The organism is Blattabacterium sp. (Blaberus giganteus) (assembly GCF_000262715.1).
Lineage (GTDB): Bacteria > Bacteroidota > Bacteroidia > Flavobacteriales > Blattabacteriaceae > Blattabacterium.
Window position 1 is genome coordinate 434563 of record NC_017924.1, and the last position, 23089, is coordinate 457651.

Genomic DNA, 23089 nt, shown 5'->3' on the forward strand with positions numbered 1-23089 from the left:
ATAAAACATGGAATCTGTTTCTGTCCAAAATATAAAACAAAAATTTGGAATCATTGGATATGATTACGCTTTACATAGAGCATTAGAAAAGGCTATACAAGTTTCATCCACTGATATTTCAGTGTTAATTCTTGGAGAAAGTGGAGTAGGTAAAGAATTTATTCCAAAAATTATTCATCAATATTCTTGTAGAAAGCATCATGCATATATTGCAGTAAATTGTGGAGCAATTCCAGAAGGAACTATTGATAGTGAACTTTTTGGACACGAAAAAGGTTCTTTTACAGGAGCCACAAGTATGCGAAAAGGTTATTTTGAGGAAGCCAATGAAGGAACCATTTTTTTAGATGAAGTTGGAGAACTTCCACTTACTACGCAAGTTCGTCTTCTTAGAATATTAGAGTCTGGAGAATTTATTAAAGTAGGATCTTCTAAAATTCAAAAAGCTAATATTCGTATTGTTGCTGCTACGAATTTGAATATGATAGAATCCATACAAAAAGGAAAATTTAGAGAAGATCTATATTATCGTTTAAACACAGTACAAATTAATCTTCCTCCTTTACGTTTTCGTAAAAATGATATTAAATTTTTATTTAAAAAATTTTCTAACGATTTTGCAGAAAAATACCATATGCCTCCAGTAACACTTACTGAAGAATCTTTAAAATATTTGGAAAATTATTCTTGGCCAGGTAATATAAGGCAATTGAAAAATCTCACGGAACAAATTTCCGTAGTTGAAACTAAACGTGAAATTTCTGTAGAAAAATTAAAAGAATATATTCCAGAAAATATTCCATCGATATCTTTTTCTAATCAGAATGTAATAGAAACATCTTTTCATGATAGAGAAAGAGATTTTCTTTATAAAATTTTATTTGATATGAAAAAAAATTTCAACAATTTAAAAAATATTACTTTTCAATTAATTAAAAATAATTCAAATACTAGATTTATTGAAAAAAATCAACAACTTATGGAAAAAGTTTTTGGAAAAATGATTTTTAATAGAAATAGAGATGATTCCATTTTCAGATTAGAAGATTCATCTAAATCTGAAGAAGATTTAGATTATGAAGAAGTAGAAGAAAATTTATCCAAAAACGAGTTATCTTCTTTTTCTTTACAAAAAAAAGAAATTGAATTTATTCAAAAAGCTTTGAAAAAAAATAATGGAAAAAGAAGAAAAGCAGCAAAAGAATTAGGAATTTCAGAAAGAACATTATACAGAAAAATTAAACAGTATGGCTTATAAAAAAATTTTTTTTGTTTTTATTTTATTTTTTATAGTTAGTTGCTATGATTCTTCTGTTTCATCATTTTTTGATGAAAAAAAAACAATAGAAATAGGAAAATTTTCAGAAGTAGTTAATATACCTAAAAGATCTATTTCCTTAGATTTTAAAAAAAATATTGAAGATTATATAATGAAACACAATCCTCACAATTTAGTAATAAAAAATGGAGATGTTGTTTTAGAAGGTATATTTTTGAATTATGCAATTATTCCAATAGAAAATTATCCATTAAAAAAAATTAAGGTTACAGCAAAAATATATTATATAGATAATTTAGAACCAGAAAAAAATTGGGAAAAATGTTTTGTTGTATCTGAAGAATTTTACAATAAAAAAAATTTTTTTTCAAAAGAGATTATTGACAAAATCATAAGTAAGTTAACAGTTCAAGTATATCGAAAAATATTTTATGATTACAAAAATACGATAATAATTGAATAATTAATTGAATTCAATCATACATACATAATTAATATTAATTATTTATAATTTATAATTATAATGGAAAATATATCTATAATCATGTTTGGTTTTTTTATTATTGTAATATGTATTTTACTTATACTGGTAATATTAATACAAAACCCTAAGAAAGAAAGTATTCACCAATCTTTTATGGAAAAAAATTTTAGATTTTTTGGAATCAAAAGAACAAATACATTTTTGGAAAACGTGACTTGGTTTTTATCCATTATTATATTTTTTTTGACTCTATTTTTTAATTTTTTATTAAAATCAAAAATAAATATGTCATAATGACATTTAATATTTATTATAAATTTAAAATTTTTCCATTTGGCATGTTTTTGGCTCATGAATAAATAATTAGAATCATTAACCTTAAAAATTATTTATAATATGAGGGAAGTTAAGATTAAACCTTTAGCAGATCGTGTTCTTGTACAACCAGATCCTGCAGAAACAAAAACTGCTTCAGGAATTATTATTCCTGATACAGCAAAAGAAAAACCACAAAAGGGGACTATAATAGCAGTAGGTAAAGGAAAAAAAGATGAACCTATGAATTTAAAAGAAGGAGATAGAATTTTGTACGGTAAGTATTCTGGTACAGAATTGAAATGGGAAGGAGAAGAATATCTCATTATGCGAGAATCTGATGTTATAGCTATCATATGATTCATGTATAACTTTATTAGGTAAATTCATTAAAATTTAAAAAATTATGGCAAAAGATATTAAATTTGATATTGAAGCAAGAGATAAATTAAAAAAAGGAGTAGATGCATTAGCAAATGCAGTTAAAGTAACTTTAGGACCAAAAGGTCGTAATGTTGTGTTGCAAAAATCTTTTGGCGGCCCTCAAGTAACTAAAGATGGAGTTACTGTTGCTAAAGAAATTGAATTGGAAGATTCTATAGAAAATCTTGGAGCTCAAATGGTGAAAGAAGTGGCTTCTAAAACAAATGATGTAGCTGGAGATGGAACCACTACTGCTACGGTATTGGCTCAAGCTATTGTTAGGGAAGGATTAAAAAATGTAGCAGCTGGAGCAAATCCTATGGATTTAAAAAGAGGAATAGATAAAGCTTTGGAAGTTGTTATATTAGATCTAAAAAAACAATCTAGAGAAGTAGGAGGAAATACAGAAAAAATAAAACAAGTAGCTTCTATTTCTGCAAATAATGATGAAAAAACTGGAGCTTTGATAGCTGATGCTTTTGAAAAAGTAGGAAAAGAAGGAGTAATTACTGTTGAAGAAGCAAAAGGTACAGATACATCTGTAGACGTAGTTGAAGGAATGCAATTTGATAGAGGTTATCAATCCCCTTATTTTGTTACAAATACTGAAAAAATGATAACAGAATTTGATCAACCTCAAATTTTATTATCTGATAAAAAAATAGCAGCAATGAAAGATTTGTTACCTATATTAGAACCTGTAGCACAATCTGGAAAACCTTTATTAATCATTTCTGAAGAAGTAGAAGGAGAAGCATTAGCCACATTAGTAGTAAATAAAATACGAGGAACTTTGAAAGTGGCAGCAATTAAAGCTCCTGGTTTTGGAGATAGAAGAAAAGCTATGTTAGAAGATATTGCTATTCTTACAGGAGGAACAGTTATTTCTGAAGAAACAGGAAGTAAATTAGAAGATGTTAAATTAAATATGCTAGGAAAAGCTGAAAGAGTTATTATAGACAAAGATAATACGACTATAGTCAATGGAGGAGGAAATAAAAAAGATATCAGAGCACGTGTAGATCAAATTAAAGCTCAAATAGAATCTACTACGTCAGATTATGATAAAGAAAAATTACAAGAACGTCTTGCAAAATTAGCTGGAGGGGTCGCTGTTCTTTATGTTGGAGCTGCTTCTGAAGTTGAAATGAAAGAAAAAAAAGATCGTGTGGATGATGCATTAAATGCAACTAGAGCTGCGGTTGAAGAAGGAATTGTTGCTGGAGGTGGAGTTGCTTTAGTTCGTGCTATTAAATCTTTAGATAATGCAAAAGGAGATAATGTAGATCAAGATACTGGAATTCAAATAGTAAGAAGAACACTTGAAGAACCTTTACGTCAGATTGTAGCTAATGCAGGAGGAGAAGGATCTGTTGTGGTAGCTAAAGTAGCAGAAGGAAAAGGTGATTTCGGATATGATGCTAAAATTGGTGAATATAAAAATATGATAGTAGAAGGAATAATAGATCCAACTAAGGTAGCTAGAGTTGCATTGGAAAATGCGGCTTCCGTATCAGGAATGTTGTTAACTACTGAATGTGTTGTAACAGAAATAAAAAAAGATGAACCTAATGTAGCGCCTCCAATGCCAGGTGCTGGAGGAGGAGGAATGGGTGGAATGATGTAATGAAAATGAATAAGTTAAGTTAAAAAAAATAGTGTCTCAGAAAAGACACTATTTTTTTATAAAATAAAACTAAAACCAATTTTTCTGAATTTTCAAAGTTTGTTCAATAACGTCTCTTACGCATCCTCTTCCTCCTCTTTTAGGTGAAATATATTTAGATATATCCTTAACTTCCTGAACTGCATCTATTGGAGAACAGGGTAAAGCTACTGATTTCATAATCTCAATATCAGGAATATCATCTCCCATATAGAGAACTTTTTTTTTAGTAATATTTAATATATTACAATATTCATCTAAATATTTTTTCTTATTATCTACTCCTTGATAAATATAACGAATATTTAAACCTCTCAATCGTTTAAAAACCATTAAATCAGATCCTCTTGTTATGATACATAAATTATACCCTTTTTTTTTTGCCAATTGCATTGCATATCCATCTTTGGCAAACATTTGTCTAACCAGATTTCCATCTGGAAATAAATTAAAAGTACAATTTGTCAATACTCCATCTACATCAAATATGAAAGTATTAATATCATTCATTATACTTATATAATTTTCCATATATTTCATTATACATCAATAAAATAGCATCTCCTTTTGTTTTATAACAAAAAACATCTATTCCAACACACAAAAAAAATATCATTACGACATATGAATCAATTAGATTTAAAAAAATTTAAATATCCTCAAAATTAATATTTGTGAAATTTTTTATCTCTGAGGTTTTTTTTTGTTGTCCATCCTTGATTTCCTGATTGTATGTAGTATGATTTTTAAAATCTTTTTGATGACGTTCTGAAATTACTTCTCTTCCTTTTTCATTAATAATGAATCGAATCATATCGTCAAGTATACTTTGAAACTTTGAGAAATCTTCTTTATACAAATAAATTTTGTGTTTTTTATAAGTTACTTCTCCTGTTTCGGAAAAATTTTTCTTACTTTCAGTTATAGTCAAATAATAATCACCAGCTCTTGTTTCTCTCGCATCAAAAAAATAAGTGCGACTACCAGTTTTTAGAGTACGTGAACAAATTTCATTTCTTTCTTTGATGTTTTCTTTTTCGTCCATTTCAATATATATTATAATCCTAATTAAGCAAATCTAAACAAAAAAAATGGTCCATACTATTTTTATTATAATTATTCAAAATAAATTTTTATAAATATTGTGATTTTCTATTTTTGATATTTTTCCATTTTTCAAAACAATAAATAAATCAAACTCCGAAATATAAGAAATATCATGAGTTATAATGATAATAGTGCTACATCTCATTTCTTTTTTGAGATAACGAAGAATTAATTTTCTAGTTTTCTGATCTATAGCAGAAAAACTATCATCAAATATAATAATTTTTGGATTTCTTATTATAGCTCTAGCTATACATATTCTTTGTTTTTGTCCTCCAGATAAAGTAATTCCTCTTTCTCCTATAATAGTTTCATATCCATTTTTGAAATTTAAAATTTCATTTTCTATCATAGCAATTTTAGCTGCATCATATACTTTACATGGAGTTACTTTTCCTACACTTCCTAAAGCTATATTATTATAAATAGAATCTGAAAAAAGAAAAGATTCTTGAGGAACATAACCTATATTATTTCTAAAATTATATAAATTGTGATTTTTTAAAGATAAATTATCTATTAATATTTCTCCTTGATTTGGATCATAAAAACGGGAAATTAATCTTCCTACAGTTGTTTTACCTGATCCTGTTTCTCCTGTTAAAATCAAAGTTTTTCCTTTCATCAAACTAAAGGATATTTTTCTAATTGTATGATTTTGATTATTCTTGTTTTTATAATTACAATAAAAAAAACTCACATTTTTAAATTGAATTCGTCCAAATATTTTTGTTTTTATAAGATTATTATTTAATATTTCAGGTTTTTCTTTCAAAAATTCACTAATACGAATTTGCGATACTTTAGCTTTTTCTGAAATAGAAACAACCCACCCTAATATAATAAAAGGAAAAATTAAAACATTTATATATGTGAAAAATTCAGCAATAGTTCCAATTTCTTTTATTTCTCCTTCAAAGAATTTTTTTCCTCCAAAAAAAAGAATTAACAAATGACAAATTCCTATAAAAAATATAATAACAGAAGATAATATAGTGTCAATTTTAGCTAATTCTATATTTTTTTTTTGATATTTTAATATAATTTTTTTATGTTTTTCTTGAAAAAAAGCTTCTGATACAAATGATTTAATAACGTGAATTCCTGAAAAGGTTTCCTGTACAAAAGAACAGATAATAGATTGAAAATTTTGAACTTCTTTACTCTTATTAGTGATATAAACACTAATATAATAAATAGAAATAAAAAGAATAGGAATAGGTAAAATGACATAAAAAGTCAACATTTTGTTAATCCGTAACATTTGCATAAATACCATAAAAAAAAGAATAATCAAATTTAAAAAATACATTATTCCAGGGCCTATATATTGTCTTATAAAAGAAACATCTTCTGTAAGACGATTCATTAAATCCCCTGTAGAATTTTTTTTATAAAAAGATAAACTCAATTTTTGATAATGTGAAAAAATTTCATTTTTTATATCAAACTCTATCATTCTAGACGTAGTAATTATGCATTGTCGCATATGATATTTCACAAATCCACCTATAATTGGGACTATTAATATAATACTGGTATAAATACAAATCTCTTTTTTTAAAGAAAAAGAATCTGATGTATTAGAAAAATTCGTAAACAGATTTTTTATGGTATTAACTGATTTTCCAATATAAGGAATAGGAAGTAAAGTTAAAATATTTGATACTAAAATTAATAAAAATCCTACACACAAACGAAATTTGTACTTTTGACAATATCTTTTGCTAAAAGCAAATAAACCACTCATATAATACACAAAAATACAAACTTTTTAAGTTTTGATTTTTTATTTATATAATTGTACGAAAAATTTTGTTGTGTATAAAAATCAACATTATTATAACAAAAAATGTCAATAAGACGACACTTTAGAATAAGAAGTTTACAATTTTTATATGCTCAACATTTATCTAAAATGGATTCAAAAAAAGTTGAAAAAAATATGCTAAAAAGTATTGAATCATTACATCATATGTATATTTTTCTTCTTTATTTAATTTTAAAAATTAGAGAAAATGCTATAAATTTTAATAATAAAACAGCCATTATTCAAAAATTTGCATACAATTCAGTAATAAAAATACTATCTAAAAATAAATATTTGATAGAAGAATATCATTCAACAAAAAATTCTGTAAAAATTTTATGGAATCAACAAGACAAATATATTTTTATGTTGTTACAAGAAATGCAAAAAAAACCAAATTTTTGCAAAAAATATTATAAAGAATCCTATTCTTCTTTCGATTCTTTCGAAGAAGAAAAAACATTTTTAATAAAATATTATAAAAATTTTTTTATTCCAAATAAAAAATTAGTGGAATATATAGAAGATTTATATTACATTAATGGAGAAGAAGATTTATATATAGCTCATACGATGGTATGCAAAACTTTACAATTTATCAATCTTTCTACACCTAAAAATTTTAAATTATACAATATTTATAAAAACAATGAAAACAAAAAATTTATCATCAGTTTATATCGAAATACAATTTTTCACAAAGACGAATTTAATAATTTAATTAATAATACATCAAATAACTGGGATATAAAAAGAATAGCAATTATAGATTTGATTATATTACAAATGGCAATTTGCGAATTTTTATATTTTCCAAACATACCTCCTAAAGCAACTATGAATGAATATATAGAAATTACAAAAATTTTTTGTATGGAAAAAAGCAAAATTTTTATTAATGGAATATTAGATAATATATTTAAGTTTTTGTATAAAAAAAATAAAATATTCAAAATAGGAAAAGGACTTATGTAAGTTTATTCAAAATATTACATTTTATGTTTTTTTCATTACAACAAAATTCGATTGCAAACACCATTTGGATGTTTGTATTAATTTTTATTATATTTTATTTTTTCATGATACGTCCTCAAATAAAAAAGCAAAAAATTGAAAAACGATTTCAGGAAAATTTAAAAATAGGAAATCATATAGTGACAAACTCAGGAATACATGGAAAAATCATAAATATTACAGATTATTTTTGTATTCTAGAAACTATTACAGGAAAAATAAAACTTGAAAAAAATACAATATCAAAAGAATTAACTCAATTACGTTATGGTAATAGTACCAACAACATTTCTACTATAGAGTATGATAAAAAAAACAGAAAATAGAAAAATAAAATTAGTAGGTATAACGGGAAGAATGGGGTCTGGAAAAAGTTTATTTTCTTCTTTCTTAAAAAAAAAGGGAATCCCTGTTTATTATTCAGATCGAAGAGGAAAAATATTAATGAATCAAATAATATTGATAAAAAAAAATATTATAAAATATTTTGGAAAAGATTCTTATAAAAGAAATAAGATAAATAGATTTTATTTATCTGAAATTGTATTCCAAAATCCTATAGCGCTAAAATTATTGTGTTCCATTGTACATCCATGGGTGTCACTCGATTTTAAACAGTGGATGTTTTCTGTATCTATACAAAAAAAAATTATGTATGTTGTAAAAGAATCAGCTCTTTTATTTGAAAGTGGAAGTTATCAGGAATGTGATTTTGTTATAACTATAACTTCATCAAAAAAAAATATGATAGAAAGAATAATAAAAAGAGATAATTTAAATGAAAATCAAATTACATATCGTTTAAAAAATCAAATATCTGATAAAAAAAGAGAAAAAAAATCCAATATTATAATTAAAAATTATTTATCAACACACCATTTACAAAAAGAAGCAGAAAAAACACACAAAATGTTAAAAAAATTAATTACATAAAGTCAATATGGGTAAAGGAGATAAAAAAACTAGAAGAGGAAAAATAAGAAATAAAACCTATGGAAATCTTCGTCCAAATCCAAAAAATGCTAACAAAAAAAAGAAAAAAAAATAAATTAAAAATGTTCTTCTTTTTTATTGTTACCGTCGGTTAAAATAGACAAAAAATATATTAATTGTGCTAAACTACCTAAAGCAGAAACAACGTAAGTCATAGCTGCCCAGTTTAATGATTCTTTTGCTTTATTATATTCTTGATAGTTTACTACATTTTTATTTCTTAGCCAAGTTAAAGCTCTATTACTTGCATCAAATTCTATAGGTAATGTAACAAAAGAAAAAAATACTACTAAAAAAAACAATCCTATTCCTAATTTAAGAATCAAAGAATCTTTTCCACCTGAACTGTAAAAAATAGTTAATCCAGACATTATCGCTATATTAATGAATTTAGAACTAAAATTCAGAATAGGGATTAAATGATTCCGTAATTTTAGTAAATTGTATCCTAATCTATGTTGTAAAGCATGACCACATTCATGAGCTGCTACTGCAACTGAAGCTGCAGTCCTATCATTGTATACTTTTTCACTCAAATTTATTGTTTTATTAATGGGGTTATAATGATCCGTAAGTTCCCCCTCTACAGAAATAACATTCACATCATAGATTCCATGATCTGTTAACATTTTCTCTGCTATTTCTTTTCCACTCATACGCGAATGCAGGTATAACTTAGAATAAGCAATAAACTTATTCCTTAATATAGTATTGACTATAACACTTATAAAAAAAGTAGTTCCTACAATAATATAATAAGTCATAAAAATCTATTTTTAAACAAAATTATTAATTTATAAATTAAAATGAAAATATATATAAATTAGCTTATATGTCAAACTTTTGACTATGAATATACCAAGAGTAAACAACCTAAAAAGAGTCGTTATTATTGGTGCTGGATTTGCTGGGTTACAAGTAGCAAAAAAATTAAGAAGAGATAAATTTCAAGTAGTTCTCATAGATAAAAATAACTATCATACTTTTCATCCTTTATTATATCAAGTAGCTACGGCAGGTTTAGAACCAGACTCTATAGCACATTCTATTAGAAACATTATTAAAAAAACAAAAAATTTTTTCTTTAGATTAGCTAAAGTGCATTACATTAACACAAAAGAACAAAGAATCTATACAAACATAGGACGTTTATCCTATGATTATTTAATTGTAGCAACAGGATCTGTAACCAATTATTTTGGAAATAAAAATATAGAATCTTTTGCTTTACCAATGAAATCTATTCCAGAAGCTTTAAATTTAAGAAGTGTTATTTTGCAAGATTTTGAAACAGCTTTATTGACAAAAAATGACAAGGAAAAAAAAAGACTGATGACTTTTGTTATTGTAGGAGGAGGTCCTACTGGAGTAGAGCTAGCTGGAGCATTAGCGGAAATGAAAAAATACGTATTGCCACATGATTATCCTGATTTAGATATTCAACACATGAATATTCATTTATTACAAGCAACTTCTAGATTATTAGATGGAATGTCTGAACAATCAGCTAAACAAGCTTACAAAAATTTGAAAGAATTAGGAGTTATCATTTGGTTGAATTCTTTAGTCAAAGACTATAATGGAGAAGTTGTTTTTATGGAAAAAAATAAAAAAATCGAATCTTCGAATGTAATATGGGCTGCAGGGGTTAAAGGAGCTATTTTAAAAGGTTTTATAAAAGAAGATGTAAAAGGAAATAGAATTTTAGTAGACAATTATCTTAAGACTATAAAATACAATAACATTTTTGCAATTGGAGACGTTGCTTATATGAATGAAAATAAACATTATCCTAACGGTCATCCTATGACAGCTCAACCTGCAATACAACAAGGGAATCATTTAGCTAAAAATTTAAATTGTTTTTTATTTGATAATGATAATAAAACGAAAATGAAACCTTTTGTTTACAAAAATTTAGGTTCTATGGCTACTATCGGTAGAAATAAAGCTGTATGTGATTTCCCTTATTTAAAATTAAAAGGTTTTTTAGCGTGGATTGTTTGGATGTTTGTTCATTTAATTAGTTTAGTAGGTTTTAGAAATAAAGCAATAGCTTTAACCAATTGGATCATTCAATATTTTCATTACAACAAAAGCGTACGTTTGATTATCAGACCATTTCATAGAAAAAAAAAAATTATTTAAAAATAAGTTGAGAAAGAATATTTTTCATTTTATTTTCTGTTTCCATATATTCTTGATGGATGTTGCTATCTATAGTAATACCACTACCGGCATATAAAGTCATTTCTTTTTTACTTTCTTTTATTCTTACACATCTTAAATGAAGATATAATTCCATGTTGTTGTTATTAACAATTCCAATATAACCTGTATAGAAATTTCTTTTAAATCCTTCATTTTCATGAATAAAATATAAAGATTTTTTTTTTGGATAACCACAGATAGAAGGGGTTGGATGCAACCTGTTTAATATTTCATAATAATCAGGCTTCTCATAAAAATAAAAATAAATTGGAGTTTCTAAATGTTTTAAATGACCAATTTTTATAACTTTAGTATCTCCTATATAAATAGAACCTTTATAAAATTTCAAAAGATGAATAATATATCTTATTACAATTTTATGTTCTTCTATTTCTTTTATTGTCCATTTACTAATGGATCCCCAAATAGTTCCTGCTAAAGCTGAAATTTTTAACTCTTTATTATAACATTTCATAAGTAATTCGGGAGTACATCCAATCCAAAATCCATAATGGGAATCATACCAAAGACTAATTAAAGCATTGGGATAAGTATAAATTAATTTTAAAAATGTTTTTCTAAAATAAAAATGACTAAAGGGAATTTTTACAGATCTGGATAAAACAACTTTTTCAAAAATTCCTTTTTTTATATTTTCAATAGCTTTTTTTATTAAATTTTTATATTTATAAGAATATGTTAAAAAGAAAGAATTTCTTTCCCAGAAAGAAGAAAAAATATTTCCTTTTTTATTTTTTATATCTACACAATAAATTTTTTCTGGATATATTTTTATAGTATGATCGTGATTAAAACTTTTAATTAAAAAAAATTTTTCACTAACATAATCACAGTTACACCGATTGCAGTGAGAATAAAAAAATATTTTTTTATCATAAGGTTTTTTAAAAATAACGAAATTATTTTGGTTATAATAATTTTTTATAATTTTTTTATATAAAGAAAAAACACTAATTTTTGTTGACATCTTTATTTTTAATAATTATAATATTAGTTAATTTGCAAAAACTAATAATGTTTTTTTTTTCATCATAAATGTTAACTCTAACAAAATGTAAAATGTTTCCTTTATGAAAAATTTTAGCTTTGGCAAATAAAATTCCTTTTTTTATGGATCTAACATGATTTGCAGAAATTTCAATACTAAAAACATTCAAATTATTTTTTTTTTCATTTCTAATATTTATAAAAGAAATAGAACTTCCAACGCTTTCAGCTAAAATTATAGTAGCACCTCCATGGTGATATCCAAAAGGTTGAAGTGTTTTATAGGTTATAGGCATTTTTGCTATTAATGTATCCAATTTAGGAGATAAAAAAATAAATTGAATTTGCATTATGTTTATCAATGTGTTTTTCTTAAAATTATTTAATTCATTTAATAATTCTTGATTTTTTTTTTTCATAATATAAATTAATTTAACATTATTTTATCTATTTTTTTTACATAGAAAAATTAAATATGTATGAAAAGGAAAAAACTAGATGAAAATCTTATTCCTTTAATAGGAAAGGAAAAACAAATTATAGGGTTTGAAAAAAAAGAAAAAATTCATATAAAAGGATTACTACATAGTGCTGTTTCTGTTTTTATTTTTAATATAGAAAAAAATTTAATGTTGCAAAAAAGATCTTCAAAAAAATATCATTCTTCTTTGCTTTGGACTAATACTTGTTGTAGTCATCCTAGAAAAAATGAATCTGTTTTAAAAGCAGCTCATCGTTGTTTGATAGAAGAAATGGGTTTTGATTGTTTTTTAGAACAAAAATTTAGTTTTATTTATCATGAATATTTAAGTAATGGTTTAATAGAAAATGAATTAGATCATGTTTTTGTAGGATACTATGAAAAATCTCCAGTTATAAATTTTAAAGAAGTAGATAATTGGAAATGGATTTCATTAAATGAATTAATTAAAAATATTCATATTTGTCCAAATTCCTATACTATTTGGTTTAAAATTATTATTAAAAATTATTTAAGTCAATTAAAATGTATTGAAATATGATAGCTACCATAAGTCGAAAAGGATATTTTAGTGCTGCACATAGACTTTACAATAATCATTGGGATTATCAAAAAAATGTTGATACATTTGGAAAATGCGCTCATTTAAACTATCATGGGCACAATTATGAATATATCGTAAGTGTGACAGGAAAAATTGATCCAGAAACAGGATTTGTTTTCAATTTACAAAAGTTGAAACAGATTCTTTCTTATGAAATAGAAAAACTTTTTGATCATAAAAATATTAATTTAGATATTAAAGAATTTTCATCTATTAATCCCACTATAGAAAACATTGTTATTTTCATGTGGAATCGAATAAATAAAAAAATATCTTCTAACTTAGATTTAAAAATAACTTTGTACGAAACGATAAATAATTTTGTAGAATATGAGGGAAAGTCATAATCTTAAAAAAACTATTTTATATGATAATCACATTTGTTTGGGAGCTAAAATGGTTAACTATTCAGGATTTTACATACCACTTCAATATACTTCTTCTTTAACAGAACATATGTCTGTAAGAAATTCTGCTGGAGTTTTTGATGTCAGTCATATGGGAAAATTTATTTTGAAAGGGAAACATTCCGTAGACCTTATTCAATATATAACTACAAATGATCTATCTAAAATAAAAATTGGACAAGCTCAATATAATTGTTTTATTAATAAAAAAGGAGGAATTATAGATGATCTAGTTATTTATAAAATATCGGAAGAAAAATTTTTACTTATAGTTAATGCTGCTAATATTGAAAAAAATAGAAAATGGATAAAAAATCATATTGTAAAATACAAATATTATGATGTTGAATTGATAGATCATACTTTAAAATATTCTATTTTAGCCATTCAAGGACCTATGTCTTTATTTTATACTCAAAAATTAACAAATATTTCATTAAATAAAATTTCTTTTTATCATTTTGAAGTAGGAGAGTTTTCAGGAATAAAAAATGTATTAATTTCTCGTACAGGATATACAGGATCTAAAGGAATAGAAATTTATGTTTCCAATAAAAATGCAGAAAAAATATGGAATGACATTCTAGAAATAGATAAAATAATTCCTTGCGGAATAGCAAGCAGAAATTCATTAAGATTAGAAATGGGATATCGTTTATATGGACAAGATATTTCTGAGAAAATAACACCTGTAGAAGCCAATTTATCTTGGATCATAAAATTCGAAAAAGAATTTATAGCAAAAGAAATATTACAAAAACAAAAGAAAGAAGGAAAATATAAAAAATTTATATCTTTTCTTGTAGAAGAAAAAAATAAAATTCCAAGACAAGGACATTTGTTAATAGATGAAAATAATATTTCCATTGGTTATGTAACCTCTGGTGTTTATTCCCCAGTTTTAAAAAAAGGAATTGGATTAGGATATTTAACAAGTCAAAAAAAAACAAATTCTATATTTATTTTTATAAGAAATCAAAAAATACTCATTAAAATGGTAAAATTACCTTTTATTAAAGTACAAAATTGAATGTAAATTAAGTGTAAGTTTTAAAATCATAATTTTATCAAAGATAAAAGCTATAGTATATTTAAAACATATTAAAAAAAATTTTTTATTAGCTGTTCCTGTATTCTTTACTCAATTAGGCGTAATATTTGTTGGATTATCTGATAATATGATGGTTGGTATTTTAGGGAAACAAGCTTTAGCTTCTGTTTCATTAGCTAATGCTGTTTTTTTTATTATGATCATTTTTGGATTGGGTATATCCACAGCTATAGCTTCATTAATCGCATCTATAGATGCAAAACAAGAATATAAAAAGGGAGCCATTGTTTTGCACCATGGATTAATTTTAAATTTTTTCTTATCCATATTTATGTATGGATTGATACATATATTTTGCTACATTTTTCCTTATTTAGGACAACCTAAAGAAATATTAAATGAAACTATATCTTTTTTAAAAATCGTGTCTATTTCTATTATTCCTTGGATGATGTTTGAAGTTTTTCGAAAGTTTTCAGAAGGAATATCTTTAGTATTTCCTGGTCTTGTTGTAACTTGGATTTCCGCTTTTATTAACATAATATTAAATTATATATTTATCAATGGAATTTGTGGATTTTCTAAATTAGGCATTATCGGGGTTGCTTATGCTACTTTAATATCTCGTACAACTATGTTAATTGGAATTTTTATTTTGTTGTATAAATACAAAAAAGTACATAATTACTACAATGAATTAAAATGTTTTTTTTTAGAAAAAGAATGTATGAAAAAAATATTGAAAATAGGGATTCCTTCTGGATTACATATGTTGTTTGAAATGAGTGCTTTTGCTATTTCTTCTTTTATATCAGGAAAATGTGGAACCAAAGTGTTAGCTGCACATCAAATAGTTATTAATTTAGTATCATCCACTTTCCTTCTGAGTACAGGTTTTTCTGTAGCGGCCACAATAAGAATAGGAAATCAATTTGCTTTAAAAAATTTTTTAGAATTAAAAAGAATAGGAAAATCTATTTTTTTTATGGGATTTATTTTTATGTTAATCTGTAGTTTTTTCTTTTTTTTCTTTCGAAGTGACATTCCTTATATCTATATAAAAAATGATGATGAAGTTATACAACTTGCAGAAAAAATGATTGTTATAGCCAGTTTTTTTCAATTATCTGACGGATTACAAGGAATTATTCTTGGCGCATTAAGAGGATTACAAGATGTTCATATTCCGATGTGGATTAGTTTCTTTTCTTATTGTATTGTTGCTATACCTGCATCATGGTTTTTATCCATTAAAATGGGAGGAACAGGAGTATGGATTGGATTAGGATTAGGATTAACTATATCAGCTATGTTACTTTTTGCAAGATATAAAAGTATAATTCAAAAACTCATAAAAAAAAATGCAATAAACGTTTAATATTCAACAAACTATTCATATTAAATATAAATATATATATTTGTTATGCAACATTTAATAGCATTTTTACCATTCTTTTATGAAAACATTTAAAGAATATAATTTTTTTAACGATAGTATAATTCAAGCTATAGAATATATAGGGTTTAAGTATCCAACCCCGATACAAGAAAAAGTGATCCCTTTTTTGTTATCTTCAGAAAAAGATATTATAGCATTAGCACAAACAGGAACAGGAAAAACAGCTGCTTTTGGTCTTCCAATTATTCAAAAAATGAATTTTGAATCATCTCTTCCTCAAGCTTTAATTTTATGTCCTACAAGAGAATTATGTATACAAATAACACGTGATTTTTGTCGTTTTTCAAAATTTTCATCATTTATAAGAATCGTTTCTTTATACGGAGGAGCGAATATCCACTCTCAAATAAAATCTTTAAAAAATAAAACTCATATTATAGTAGGAACTCCAGGAAGGATTATTGATTTAATCAAAAGAAAAAAATTATATTTTAATGAAGTTCAATATTTAGTACTTGATGAAGCTGATGAAATGCTAAATATGGGATTTAAAGATGAGTTAGATTATATAATAGAAAAATTGCCAAAAAAAAAACAAAGTCTATTGTTTTCGGCTACAATGTCTAGATATATGAACGCGATTGCTAAAAAATATTTAATAGATCCTGTAGAAATTGTTGTAGGAAAAAAAAATATAGGATCCGATGATGTAAAACATGTTTATTACATCATAGAAAATTTTAGTAAAAAATATTTAGCTTTAAAAAGAATTGTAGATATAAATCCTGATATTTATGGAATCATATTTTGTAGCACTAAAAAAGAAACTAAGGAAATAGCAGAATTTTTAATTAAAGATAGTTATAATGCAGATGCTTTACATGGAGATCTTTCACAAACACAACGTGAATCTGTTATGAATAAATTTAGGAACAGAAATTTACAATTGCTTGTAGCAACAGATGTTGCCGCTCGTGGATTAGATGTCAACAATATTACTCATGTTATTAATTATAGCATTCCAAATGAAAGCGAAACTTATGTACATAGAAGCGGTCGAACTGGAAGAGCTGGAAATATAGGAATTTCTGTTTGTATTATTCAAACTAAAGAAATTAGAAATTTAAGAGAATTCGAAAAAAGAACTGGAAAAAATTTTGATCGTATTATGCTTCCAACTGGAGAAGAAATATGTGAAAAACAATTATTTAATTTTGTAAAAAAAGTAAAAAAAATAGTTGTAGATGAGAAACTAATGAAAAAATTTCTTCCAGAAATACAAAAACATCTAGAATTCCTAGATAAAAAAGAATTAATAAAACGTTTTTCCTGGATTAAATTTAATCATTTTATAAATTATTATAAAAATTCTAAAGATTTAAATCCTGTTTCTTTTTCTTACAAATCTTACAAAAAAAACTATCTAAAAAAAAGAGATTTATCAAAAACAAAAAAATTAAAAAAAGAATCTTTCTCAAAACTTTTTTTAAATATAGGATCTAAAGATAATTTAACTAAATTAGGATTAATAAATTTAATCAATCAAGCAGTTAATAACTCACGTATTAATATTGGCCATATAGAAATTTTATCAAATTCTTCGTTATTTGAAGTAGAAAAACGTTATAGAAATAAAATATTAATAGGAATGAGCAGAATCAATCATCTGGGAAGACCTTTTTCTATAGAAATTAAAAACTAAAATTTTTTTTGTTATGGCTGGGAATATTTTTGGAAATTTGTTTAGAGTAAGTACTTTTGGGGAAAGTCATGGAATAGCATTAGGTGGTATTATTGATGGATGTCCATCAGGAATAGAATTAGATTTCAAAGAAATTCAATATGAATTAAATAGAAGAAAACCTGGACAATCTTCTATAGTGACTCAAAGAAATGAGCCTGATAAAGTAAATTTTTTATCTGGAATCTTTAATAATAAAACAACAGGAACTCCAATAGGTTTTATTATTTATAACAAAGATCAAAAATCTGATGATTATAATCATATTCGTAAAATTTATCGTCCATCACATTCAGATTTAACATATGAAAAAAAATATGGAATAAGAGATTACAGAGGAGGAGGTCGTTCTTCTGCAAGAGAAACTACATGCAGAGTAGTAGCTGGAGCTATTGCTAAACAATTAATAAAAGATATTACAATTACATCTTATGTTTCTTCTGTAGGAGATATATCTATTAATAAATCTTACCAAGAATTAGATTTATCTAGAGAATCAATAGAAAAAAATTCTATAAGATGTCCAGATCCATATACTGCGGAAAAAATGATATCTAAAATAAAAAAAATAAAAAATCAAGGTGATACAATAGGCGGGACAATCTCTTGTATAATTACAAATGTTCCAATAGGAATTGGAGAACCTGTTTTTGAAAAATTACATGCTGAACTAGGAAAAGCTATGCTTTCAATTAATGCTGTAAAAGGATTTGAATATGGAAGTGGATTTCATGGAACTCATTTAACAGGTTCTCAACATAATGATTTATTTCAAAAAGATGGGACGACTAAAACAAACTTATCCGGAGGAATACAAGGAGGAATTTCAAATGGAATGGATATTTATTTTAGAATCGCATTCAAACCTGTGGCTACAATTATGAAAAGACAAAAAACAATAGATAAACATGGAAATGTTATTCTTATGGAAGGAAAAGGAAGACATGATCCTTGTGTTTTACCTAGAGCTATTCCTATTGTAGAATCTATGGCCGCTTTAGTTTTAGCAAACTATTGGATGTATGCTAAACTATCTAAATATTCTTCAATTAAAAAAATTATCAAATGAATCAAAAATCTATTGTTTTTATTTTAGGTCCTACCTGTGTAGGAAAAACTTCTCTTTCCTTATTTTTAGCTGAAAAATTCAACACTGAAATTTTGTCTTGCGATTCTAGACAATTTTATAAGGAATTAAAAATAGGAACTTCCATGCCTACTATAAAAGAACTATCTCGTATTCCTCATCATTTTATTGGACATTTAAGTATTCATCAAATATACAATGCAAAATTGTTTGAAAGAGATTCCTTAAATAAGATTTCAAAATTATTTACTCAATATTCCATTTTGATTATGGTAGGAGGATCTGGTTTATATGAAAAAGCAGTAACAGAAGGGTTATCTGAATTTCCTAAAATTGATTTAGATATTAAAAATCATTTAATTCATCATTTTAAAAAAAAAGGGATTTACTTTTTACAAAAAGAATTTTTAAAATTCAAAAAACCAGACGAATTAATAGATATTTCTAATCCTAGACGCTTAATTAGATATTTAGAAATCGTTAAATCTACAGGAAAAAGTCCTTCTTTTTTTTATAAAAAAAAAAAGAAAAGAAATTTTTTAATTTTAAAAATAGGATTAACAATGCCTAGATGTGAGATTGATTATAGAATCAATAACAGAGTAGATAACATGATGAAAATAGGTTTATTAGATGAAGCAAAACTTTATTATCATTATAGAAATTTAAATAGTTTACAAACTATAGGATATCAAGAAATATTTGAATTTATTTCAGAAAAAAAAAATAATTTGAATGAAAGTATAGAAAAAATAAAAAAAAATACTAGAAAATATGCAAAAAGACAATTGACTTGGTATAAAAAAGATACGTCAATTATATGGTTTCATCCAAAAGAAAAAGATAAAATATTTGATTTTATTTTAAAAAAAACAATGGGCAATACTGGATTTGAACCAGTGACCCCCTGCTTGTAAAACAGATGCTCTAAACCTAACTGAGCTAATTGCCCTATTTTTTATTCTTTTCAAATGTAAGAAAAAAAATTTTTATAATATAAAAAAATCTCAGATATAACAAATGTACTTCCAGTAATTAATATCAAATCATTTTTATTAGCTTTATTTTTTGCATACAAAAAAGCCTTTTTAACAGAAGGAAAAAAACTAATTTTATCATGATTTTTAAATATTTTATAGACTAATATTGTCAAATCATGAATAGAATACTTTCTATCTATATTAGGCTGACAAAAATAATAAAAAGATTCAATAGGAAAATGTTTTAATAATTGATCTACTTTTTTTTCTTTAACGAAACCCAAAACTAAATGTAATTTTTCATATGATTCTTTTTCTAACTGTTTATTAATCATACATGCGCCTTCTTCATTATGAGCTATATCACAAATAATTTTTGGATTTTTATGTTGTAAAATATGCCATCTTCCTTTCAAATTTGTATTTTTAATCACATTTTTTAATCCTTTTTTTATTGATTGATTAGATACTATTACATTTTTTCTATAATGTAAAATACTTATAGTTTTCAATACGACATTTCGATTAAAATTTTGATAATCTGCTTCAAAAGGCATTTTGTATTGAGCATCTTTTTTAGATTTTACAGAAAAATAAATTGGAGCATTTTTTTTTAAAGCTTCTTGAAAAAAAAGAAACCGGACATCTCTCGAAATTTTCCTTCCTATTATTACTGAGACGTTTTTTTTTATAATTCCTGCTTTTTCCAAAGCAATTTTTAATCGATGATTTCCAAGAGTTTCTGTATGATCCATGCTAATATTTGTAATTATAGATATTACTGGAGTAATCAAATTAGTAGAATCCAATCTTCCTCCCATTCCTACTTCAATTATTGCTATATTTACCTTTTTTTCTTTAAAATATTTAAAAGCTAAAGCTGTATTCATTTCAAAAAATGAAATTTTTTCTTTTTCTATAAATTTTTTATTATCATTTATAAAATCTACGATAAAATCTTCTTCTATCAAAACACCATTATAGGTTATTCTTTCTCTAAAATCTATTAAATGAGGAGAAGTGAATAATCCTATTTTATATCTTTCTTCTTGTAATATAGAAGATAACATATGTGCTGTAGATCCTTTTCCATTTGTTCCACCGACATGTATACTTTTAAAAAAATTTTGAGGATTTCCTAAATAAGAACAAAAATTTTGTATTCTCTTTAAACCTGGTTTATATGATTTCAACCCCGTTTTTTGATAGATTGGAAGACGTTTAAAAATCCATAAAACTGTTTCTGTATAATTCATATCCCAACTATTAAAATAACATAGCAAAAATATATTTTTTTCAAAAAATTGGTTATATTCGTATTATAAATGATTTCTAATTATTTATTCAAAATAAAATCACATATACATTTTATTGAAAAAATTATAGAGGAAGATATAAAAAATGGATTTCCTATCAAAAAAATTAGATTTCGTTTTCCTCCTGAACCTAATGGATATCTTCATATTGGACATGTGAAAGCAATATGTTTGAATTTTGAGTTAAGTAAAAAATACAAATCTCCAATAAATTTAAGATTTGATGATACCAATCCTATAGGAGAAAATAAAAAATTTATAGATTCTATAAAAAAAGACATTCTTTTTTTGGGGTTTCATTGGGATAATGAAAGTTATGCTTCAGATTATTTTTCTAAACTTTATGAATGGGCTATAAAATTGATTCAAAAAAATAAAGCTTATGTAGATGATCAATCTAAAAATATTATCCAATTTCAAAGAAAAAATCCTTTTGAAATTGGAATAAAGAGTCATTATAGAAACAGATCTATAGATGAAAATTTGTTTCTTTTCGAGAAAATGAAAAACGGATTTTTTGAAGAAGAATCTTGTGTTTTAAGAGCTAAAATTAATATGAGTTCTTCAAATATGAATATGCGAGATCCAATTATGTATAGAATTTTACGTAGGAAACATCATAAAACTGGATATCAATGGTGTATTTATCCTACTTATGATTGGACACATGGTTTATGTGATTACATAGAACAAATATCTCATTCATTATGCTCTTTAGAATTTGAAAATAGACGTCCATTATACGATTGGTATTTAAGTCAAATTTATAATCAAAATAAAAAAGATAAAATAAAACCTAAACAAATAGAGTTTTCAAGACTAAATTTAAGTCATACTATAACTAGTAAAAGAAAAATACAATATTTAATTGAAAAAAAAGTTATTCAATCTTGGGATGATCCACGTATTTTAACAATATCTGGATTACGTAAAAAGGGATACACTTCTATTGCTTTAAAAAATTTTATTCATAAAATAGGAATTACAAAAAGAAATAATATTATAGACATATCTTTTTTGGAGTTCTGTATTAGAGAACATTTAAATAAAATAACTCCTAGAGTTATGGTCGTATTACATCCAATTAAATTAATTATTGACAATTATTTGTTAAATCATACTGAATGGGTGGAAGCAGAAAATAATCCAGAAGATTCTAATTTCGGAAATAGAAAAATCCCATTTTCTAAATATGTATATATTGAAGAAAATGATTTTTTGGAAAAAGACGAAAAAAATTTTTTTCGTCTTAGTATTGGTAAAGAAGTAAGACTGAAAAATGCTTATATCATTAAAGCAAATTCTGTTATAAAAAATTATGAAGGAAAAATAAAAGAAATACATTGTACCTATGATTCTCATAGTAAATCTGGACAAAAAAACAAAATAAGAGAGAAAGGAAGAGTGAAAAGTACTTTACATTGGGTATCTGTAAAACACTCTTTTCCTATTGAAATTAATTTATATAATTCTCTTTTTTTAAATAGAAACCCAAATATAGATGATTTTCATAAACATATTAATCCTAAATCAAAAAACAAGATTATAGGTTATGCAGAACCTTCTTTAAAGAAAGCAAAAAAAGGAGATCATTTCCAATTTCAAAGAATTGGCTATTTTTATGTAGATAGCAAAATTATAAATAAAAAAGATCAAATCATTTTCAATAAAACGGTATCTATCAAAAATAAATGGAATGAAACAAAACGATAA

The 23089-nt window shown here is 24.8% G+C and carries 25 protein-coding genes and 1 tRNA gene; 18 read left to right on the plus strand and 8 right to left on the minus strand.

Annotation, left to right across the window (positions count from 1 at the left end; genetic code table 11):
• Positions 1-7 precede the first annotated feature (7 nt).
• The 5 genes from BGIGA_RS02105 to groL all read left to right on the plus strand — a co-directional run bounded on the left by BGIGA_RS02105 (position 8) and on the right by groL (position 4128).
• Positions 8-1258, plus strand: a complete 1251-nt coding sequence (locus tag BGIGA_RS02105) for a sigma-54-dependent Fis family transcriptional regulator (protein ID WP_014726727.1) — start codon at positions 8-10, stop codon at positions 1256-1258.
• Positions 1248-1742 (plus strand): hypothetical protein, encoded by a 495-nt coding sequence (locus BGIGA_RS02110; protein WP_014726728.1) that lies wholly within the window; start codon positions 1248-1250, stop codon positions 1740-1742. Before BGIGA_RS02105 ends, BGIGA_RS02110 begins: the two co-directional genes overlap by 11 nt.
• An 81-nt stretch (positions 1743-1823) precedes the next feature.
• Positions 1824-2057, plus strand: coding sequence for a preprotein translocase subunit SecG (gene secG, locus BGIGA_RS03120; RefSeq protein WP_238526734.1), 234 nt, complete (start codon positions 1824-1826; stop codon positions 2055-2057).
• A gap of 102 nt (positions 2058-2159) precedes the next feature.
• Positions 2160-2438: a co-chaperone GroES gene (gene groES / locus BGIGA_RS02120; RefSeq protein WP_014726730.1), complete on the plus strand. Its 279-nt coding sequence runs from the start codon at positions 2160-2162 to the stop codon at positions 2436-2438.
• A gap of 46 nt (positions 2439-2484) precedes the next feature.
• The gene (gene groL, locus BGIGA_RS02125; RefSeq protein WP_014726731.1) at positions 2485-4128 is read left to right on the plus strand and encodes a chaperonin GroEL; all 1644 of its coding nucleotides are present in this window, start codon (positions 2485-2487) and stop codon (positions 4126-4128) included.
• A 69-nt stretch (positions 4129-4197) separates the two neighbouring features.
• On the opposite strand, the gene BGIGA_RS02130 is transcribed toward groL, so the two are convergent.
• From BGIGA_RS02130 to BGIGA_RS02140, 3 genes are all read right to left on the minus strand, one after another.
• Positions 4198-4677, minus strand: coding sequence for a KdsC family phosphatase (locus BGIGA_RS02130; RefSeq protein WP_369710658.1), 480 nt, complete (start codon positions 4675-4677; stop codon positions 4198-4200).
• Positions 4678-4816: 139 nt separating this feature from the next.
• A complete protein-coding gene (locus tag BGIGA_RS02135) occupies positions 4817-5212 on the minus strand; it encodes a DUF3276 family protein (protein WP_014726733.1) in 396 nt (131 codons plus the stop codon).
• A 75-nt stretch (positions 5213-5287) separates the two neighbouring features.
• A complete protein-coding gene (locus tag BGIGA_RS02140; RefSeq protein ID WP_014726734.1) occupies positions 5288-7024 on the minus strand; it encodes an ABC transporter ATP-binding protein in 1737 nt (578 codons plus the stop codon).
• A gap of 102 nt (positions 7025-7126) precedes the next feature.
• On the opposite strand from BGIGA_RS02140, the gene nusB reads away from it, so the two are divergent.
• Genes nusB through BGIGA_RS03125 form a run of 4 tightly spaced genes read left to right on the plus strand, consistent with a single transcriptional unit; the run spans position 7127 to position 9146 of the window.
• Positions 7127-8059, plus strand: coding sequence for a transcription antitermination factor NusB (gene nusB, locus BGIGA_RS02145; protein ID WP_014726735.1), 933 nt, complete (start codon positions 7127-7129; stop codon positions 8057-8059).
• 23 nt (positions 8060-8082) lie between these two features.
• On the plus strand, positions 8083-8424 hold the full coding sequence (gene yajC / locus BGIGA_RS02150; protein ID WP_014726736.1) for a preprotein translocase subunit YajC: 342 nt from the start codon (positions 8083-8085) through the stop codon (positions 8422-8424).
• On the plus strand, positions 8402-9031 hold the full coding sequence (gene coaE / locus BGIGA_RS02155; protein WP_014726737.1) for a dephospho-CoA kinase: 630 nt from the start codon (positions 8402-8404) through the stop codon (positions 9029-9031). Before yajC ends, coaE begins: the two co-directional genes overlap by 23 nt.
• A gap of 7 nt (positions 9032-9038) precedes the next feature.
• Entirely contained in the window at positions 9039-9146 is a 108-nt protein-coding gene (locus BGIGA_RS03125; protein ID WP_014726738.1) for a 30S ribosomal protein THX, read from the plus strand.
• 1 nt (position 9147) lies between these two features.
• Here BGIGA_RS03125 and BGIGA_RS02160 read toward each other — a convergent pair whose 3' ends face one another.
• Positions 9148-9855: a zinc metallopeptidase gene (locus BGIGA_RS02160; RefSeq protein WP_014726739.1), complete on the minus strand. Its 708-nt coding sequence runs from the start codon at positions 9853-9855 to the stop codon at positions 9148-9150.
• A gap of 85 nt (positions 9856-9940) precedes the next feature.
• Here BGIGA_RS02160 and BGIGA_RS02165 point away from each other — a divergent pair, with 85 nt between their 5' ends.
• Positions 9941-11239, plus strand: a complete 1299-nt coding sequence (locus BGIGA_RS02165; protein WP_014726740.1) for an NAD(P)/FAD-dependent oxidoreductase — start codon at positions 9941-9943, stop codon at positions 11237-11239.
• Here the strand turns inward: BGIGA_RS02165 and BGIGA_RS02170 are convergent.
• Both BGIGA_RS02170 and BGIGA_RS02175 read right to left on the minus strand, forming a co-directional pair.
• Positions 11232-12290, minus strand: coding sequence for a chorismate-binding protein (locus BGIGA_RS02170; protein ID WP_014726741.1), 1059 nt, complete (start codon positions 12288-12290; stop codon positions 11232-11234). The two genes, BGIGA_RS02165 and BGIGA_RS02170, sit on opposite strands and share 8 nt — an antisense overlap.
• Positions 12274-12729: a hotdog fold thioesterase gene (locus tag BGIGA_RS02175; RefSeq protein WP_014726742.1), complete on the minus strand. Its 456-nt coding sequence runs from the start codon at positions 12727-12729 to the stop codon at positions 12274-12276. Before BGIGA_RS02175 ends, BGIGA_RS02170 begins: the two co-directional genes overlap by 17 nt.
• 60 nt (positions 12730-12789) lie before the next feature.
• On the opposite strand from BGIGA_RS02175, the gene BGIGA_RS02180 reads away from it, so the two are divergent.
• From BGIGA_RS02180 to miaA, 7 genes are all read left to right on the plus strand, one after another.
• Positions 12790-13332, plus strand: a complete 543-nt coding sequence (locus BGIGA_RS02180; RefSeq protein ID WP_014726743.1) for an isopentenyl-diphosphate delta-isomerase — start codon at positions 12790-12792, stop codon at positions 13330-13332.
• Positions 13329-13742 (plus strand): 6-carboxytetrahydropterin synthase, encoded by a 414-nt coding sequence (locus BGIGA_RS02185; protein ID WP_014726744.1) that lies wholly within the window; start codon positions 13329-13331, stop codon positions 13740-13742. Before BGIGA_RS02180 ends, BGIGA_RS02185 begins: the two co-directional genes overlap by 4 nt.
• Positions 13726-14832 carry a glycine cleavage system aminomethyltransferase GcvT gene (gcvT, locus tag BGIGA_RS02190; RefSeq protein WP_014726745.1) on the plus strand — a complete coding sequence of 369 codons (1107 nt, stop codon included), beginning with the start codon at positions 13726-13728 and terminating at the stop codon, positions 14830-14832. The genes BGIGA_RS02185 and gcvT overlap by 17 nt, the downstream gene beginning before the upstream one ends.
• A 151-nt stretch (positions 14833-14983) precedes the next feature.
• Entirely contained in the window at positions 14984-16231 is a 1248-nt protein-coding gene (locus BGIGA_RS02195) for an MATE family efflux transporter (protein WP_014726746.1), read from the plus strand.
• 79 nt (positions 16232-16310) lie between these two features.
• A complete protein-coding gene (locus tag BGIGA_RS02200) occupies positions 16311-17954 on the plus strand; it encodes a DEAD/DEAH box helicase (protein WP_014726747.1) in 1644 nt (547 codons plus the stop codon).
• Positions 17955-17967: 13 nt separating this feature from the next.
• The gene (aroC, locus tag BGIGA_RS02205; RefSeq protein WP_014726748.1) at positions 17968-19062 is read left to right on the plus strand and encodes a chorismate synthase; all 1095 of its coding nucleotides are present in this window, start codon (positions 17968-17970) and stop codon (positions 19060-19062) included.
• Positions 19059-19997, plus strand: a complete 939-nt coding sequence (miaA, locus tag BGIGA_RS03130; protein ID WP_014726749.1) for a tRNA (adenosine(37)-N6)-dimethylallyltransferase MiaA — start codon at positions 19059-19061, stop codon at positions 19995-19997. The genes aroC and miaA overlap by 4 nt, the downstream gene beginning before the upstream one ends.
• Here miaA and BGIGA_RS02210 read toward each other — a convergent pair.
• Both BGIGA_RS02210 and BGIGA_RS02215 read right to left on the minus strand, forming a co-directional pair.
• A tRNA-Val gene (locus tag BGIGA_RS02210) sits at positions 19957-20032 on the minus strand. The genes miaA and BGIGA_RS02210 overlap by 41 nt on opposite strands.
• 15 nt (positions 20033-20047) lie before the next feature.
• Entirely contained in the window at positions 20048-21316 is a 1269-nt protein-coding gene (locus tag BGIGA_RS02215) for a folylpolyglutamate synthase/dihydrofolate synthase family protein (protein WP_014726750.1), read from the minus strand.
• A 69-nt stretch (positions 21317-21385) separates the two neighbouring features.
• Between BGIGA_RS02215 and glnS the strand changes: the two genes are divergently transcribed.
• The gene (gene glnS, locus BGIGA_RS02220; RefSeq protein WP_014726751.1) at positions 21386-23089 is read left to right on the plus strand and encodes a glutamine--tRNA ligase; all 1704 of its coding nucleotides are present in this window, start codon (positions 21386-21388) and stop codon (positions 23087-23089) included.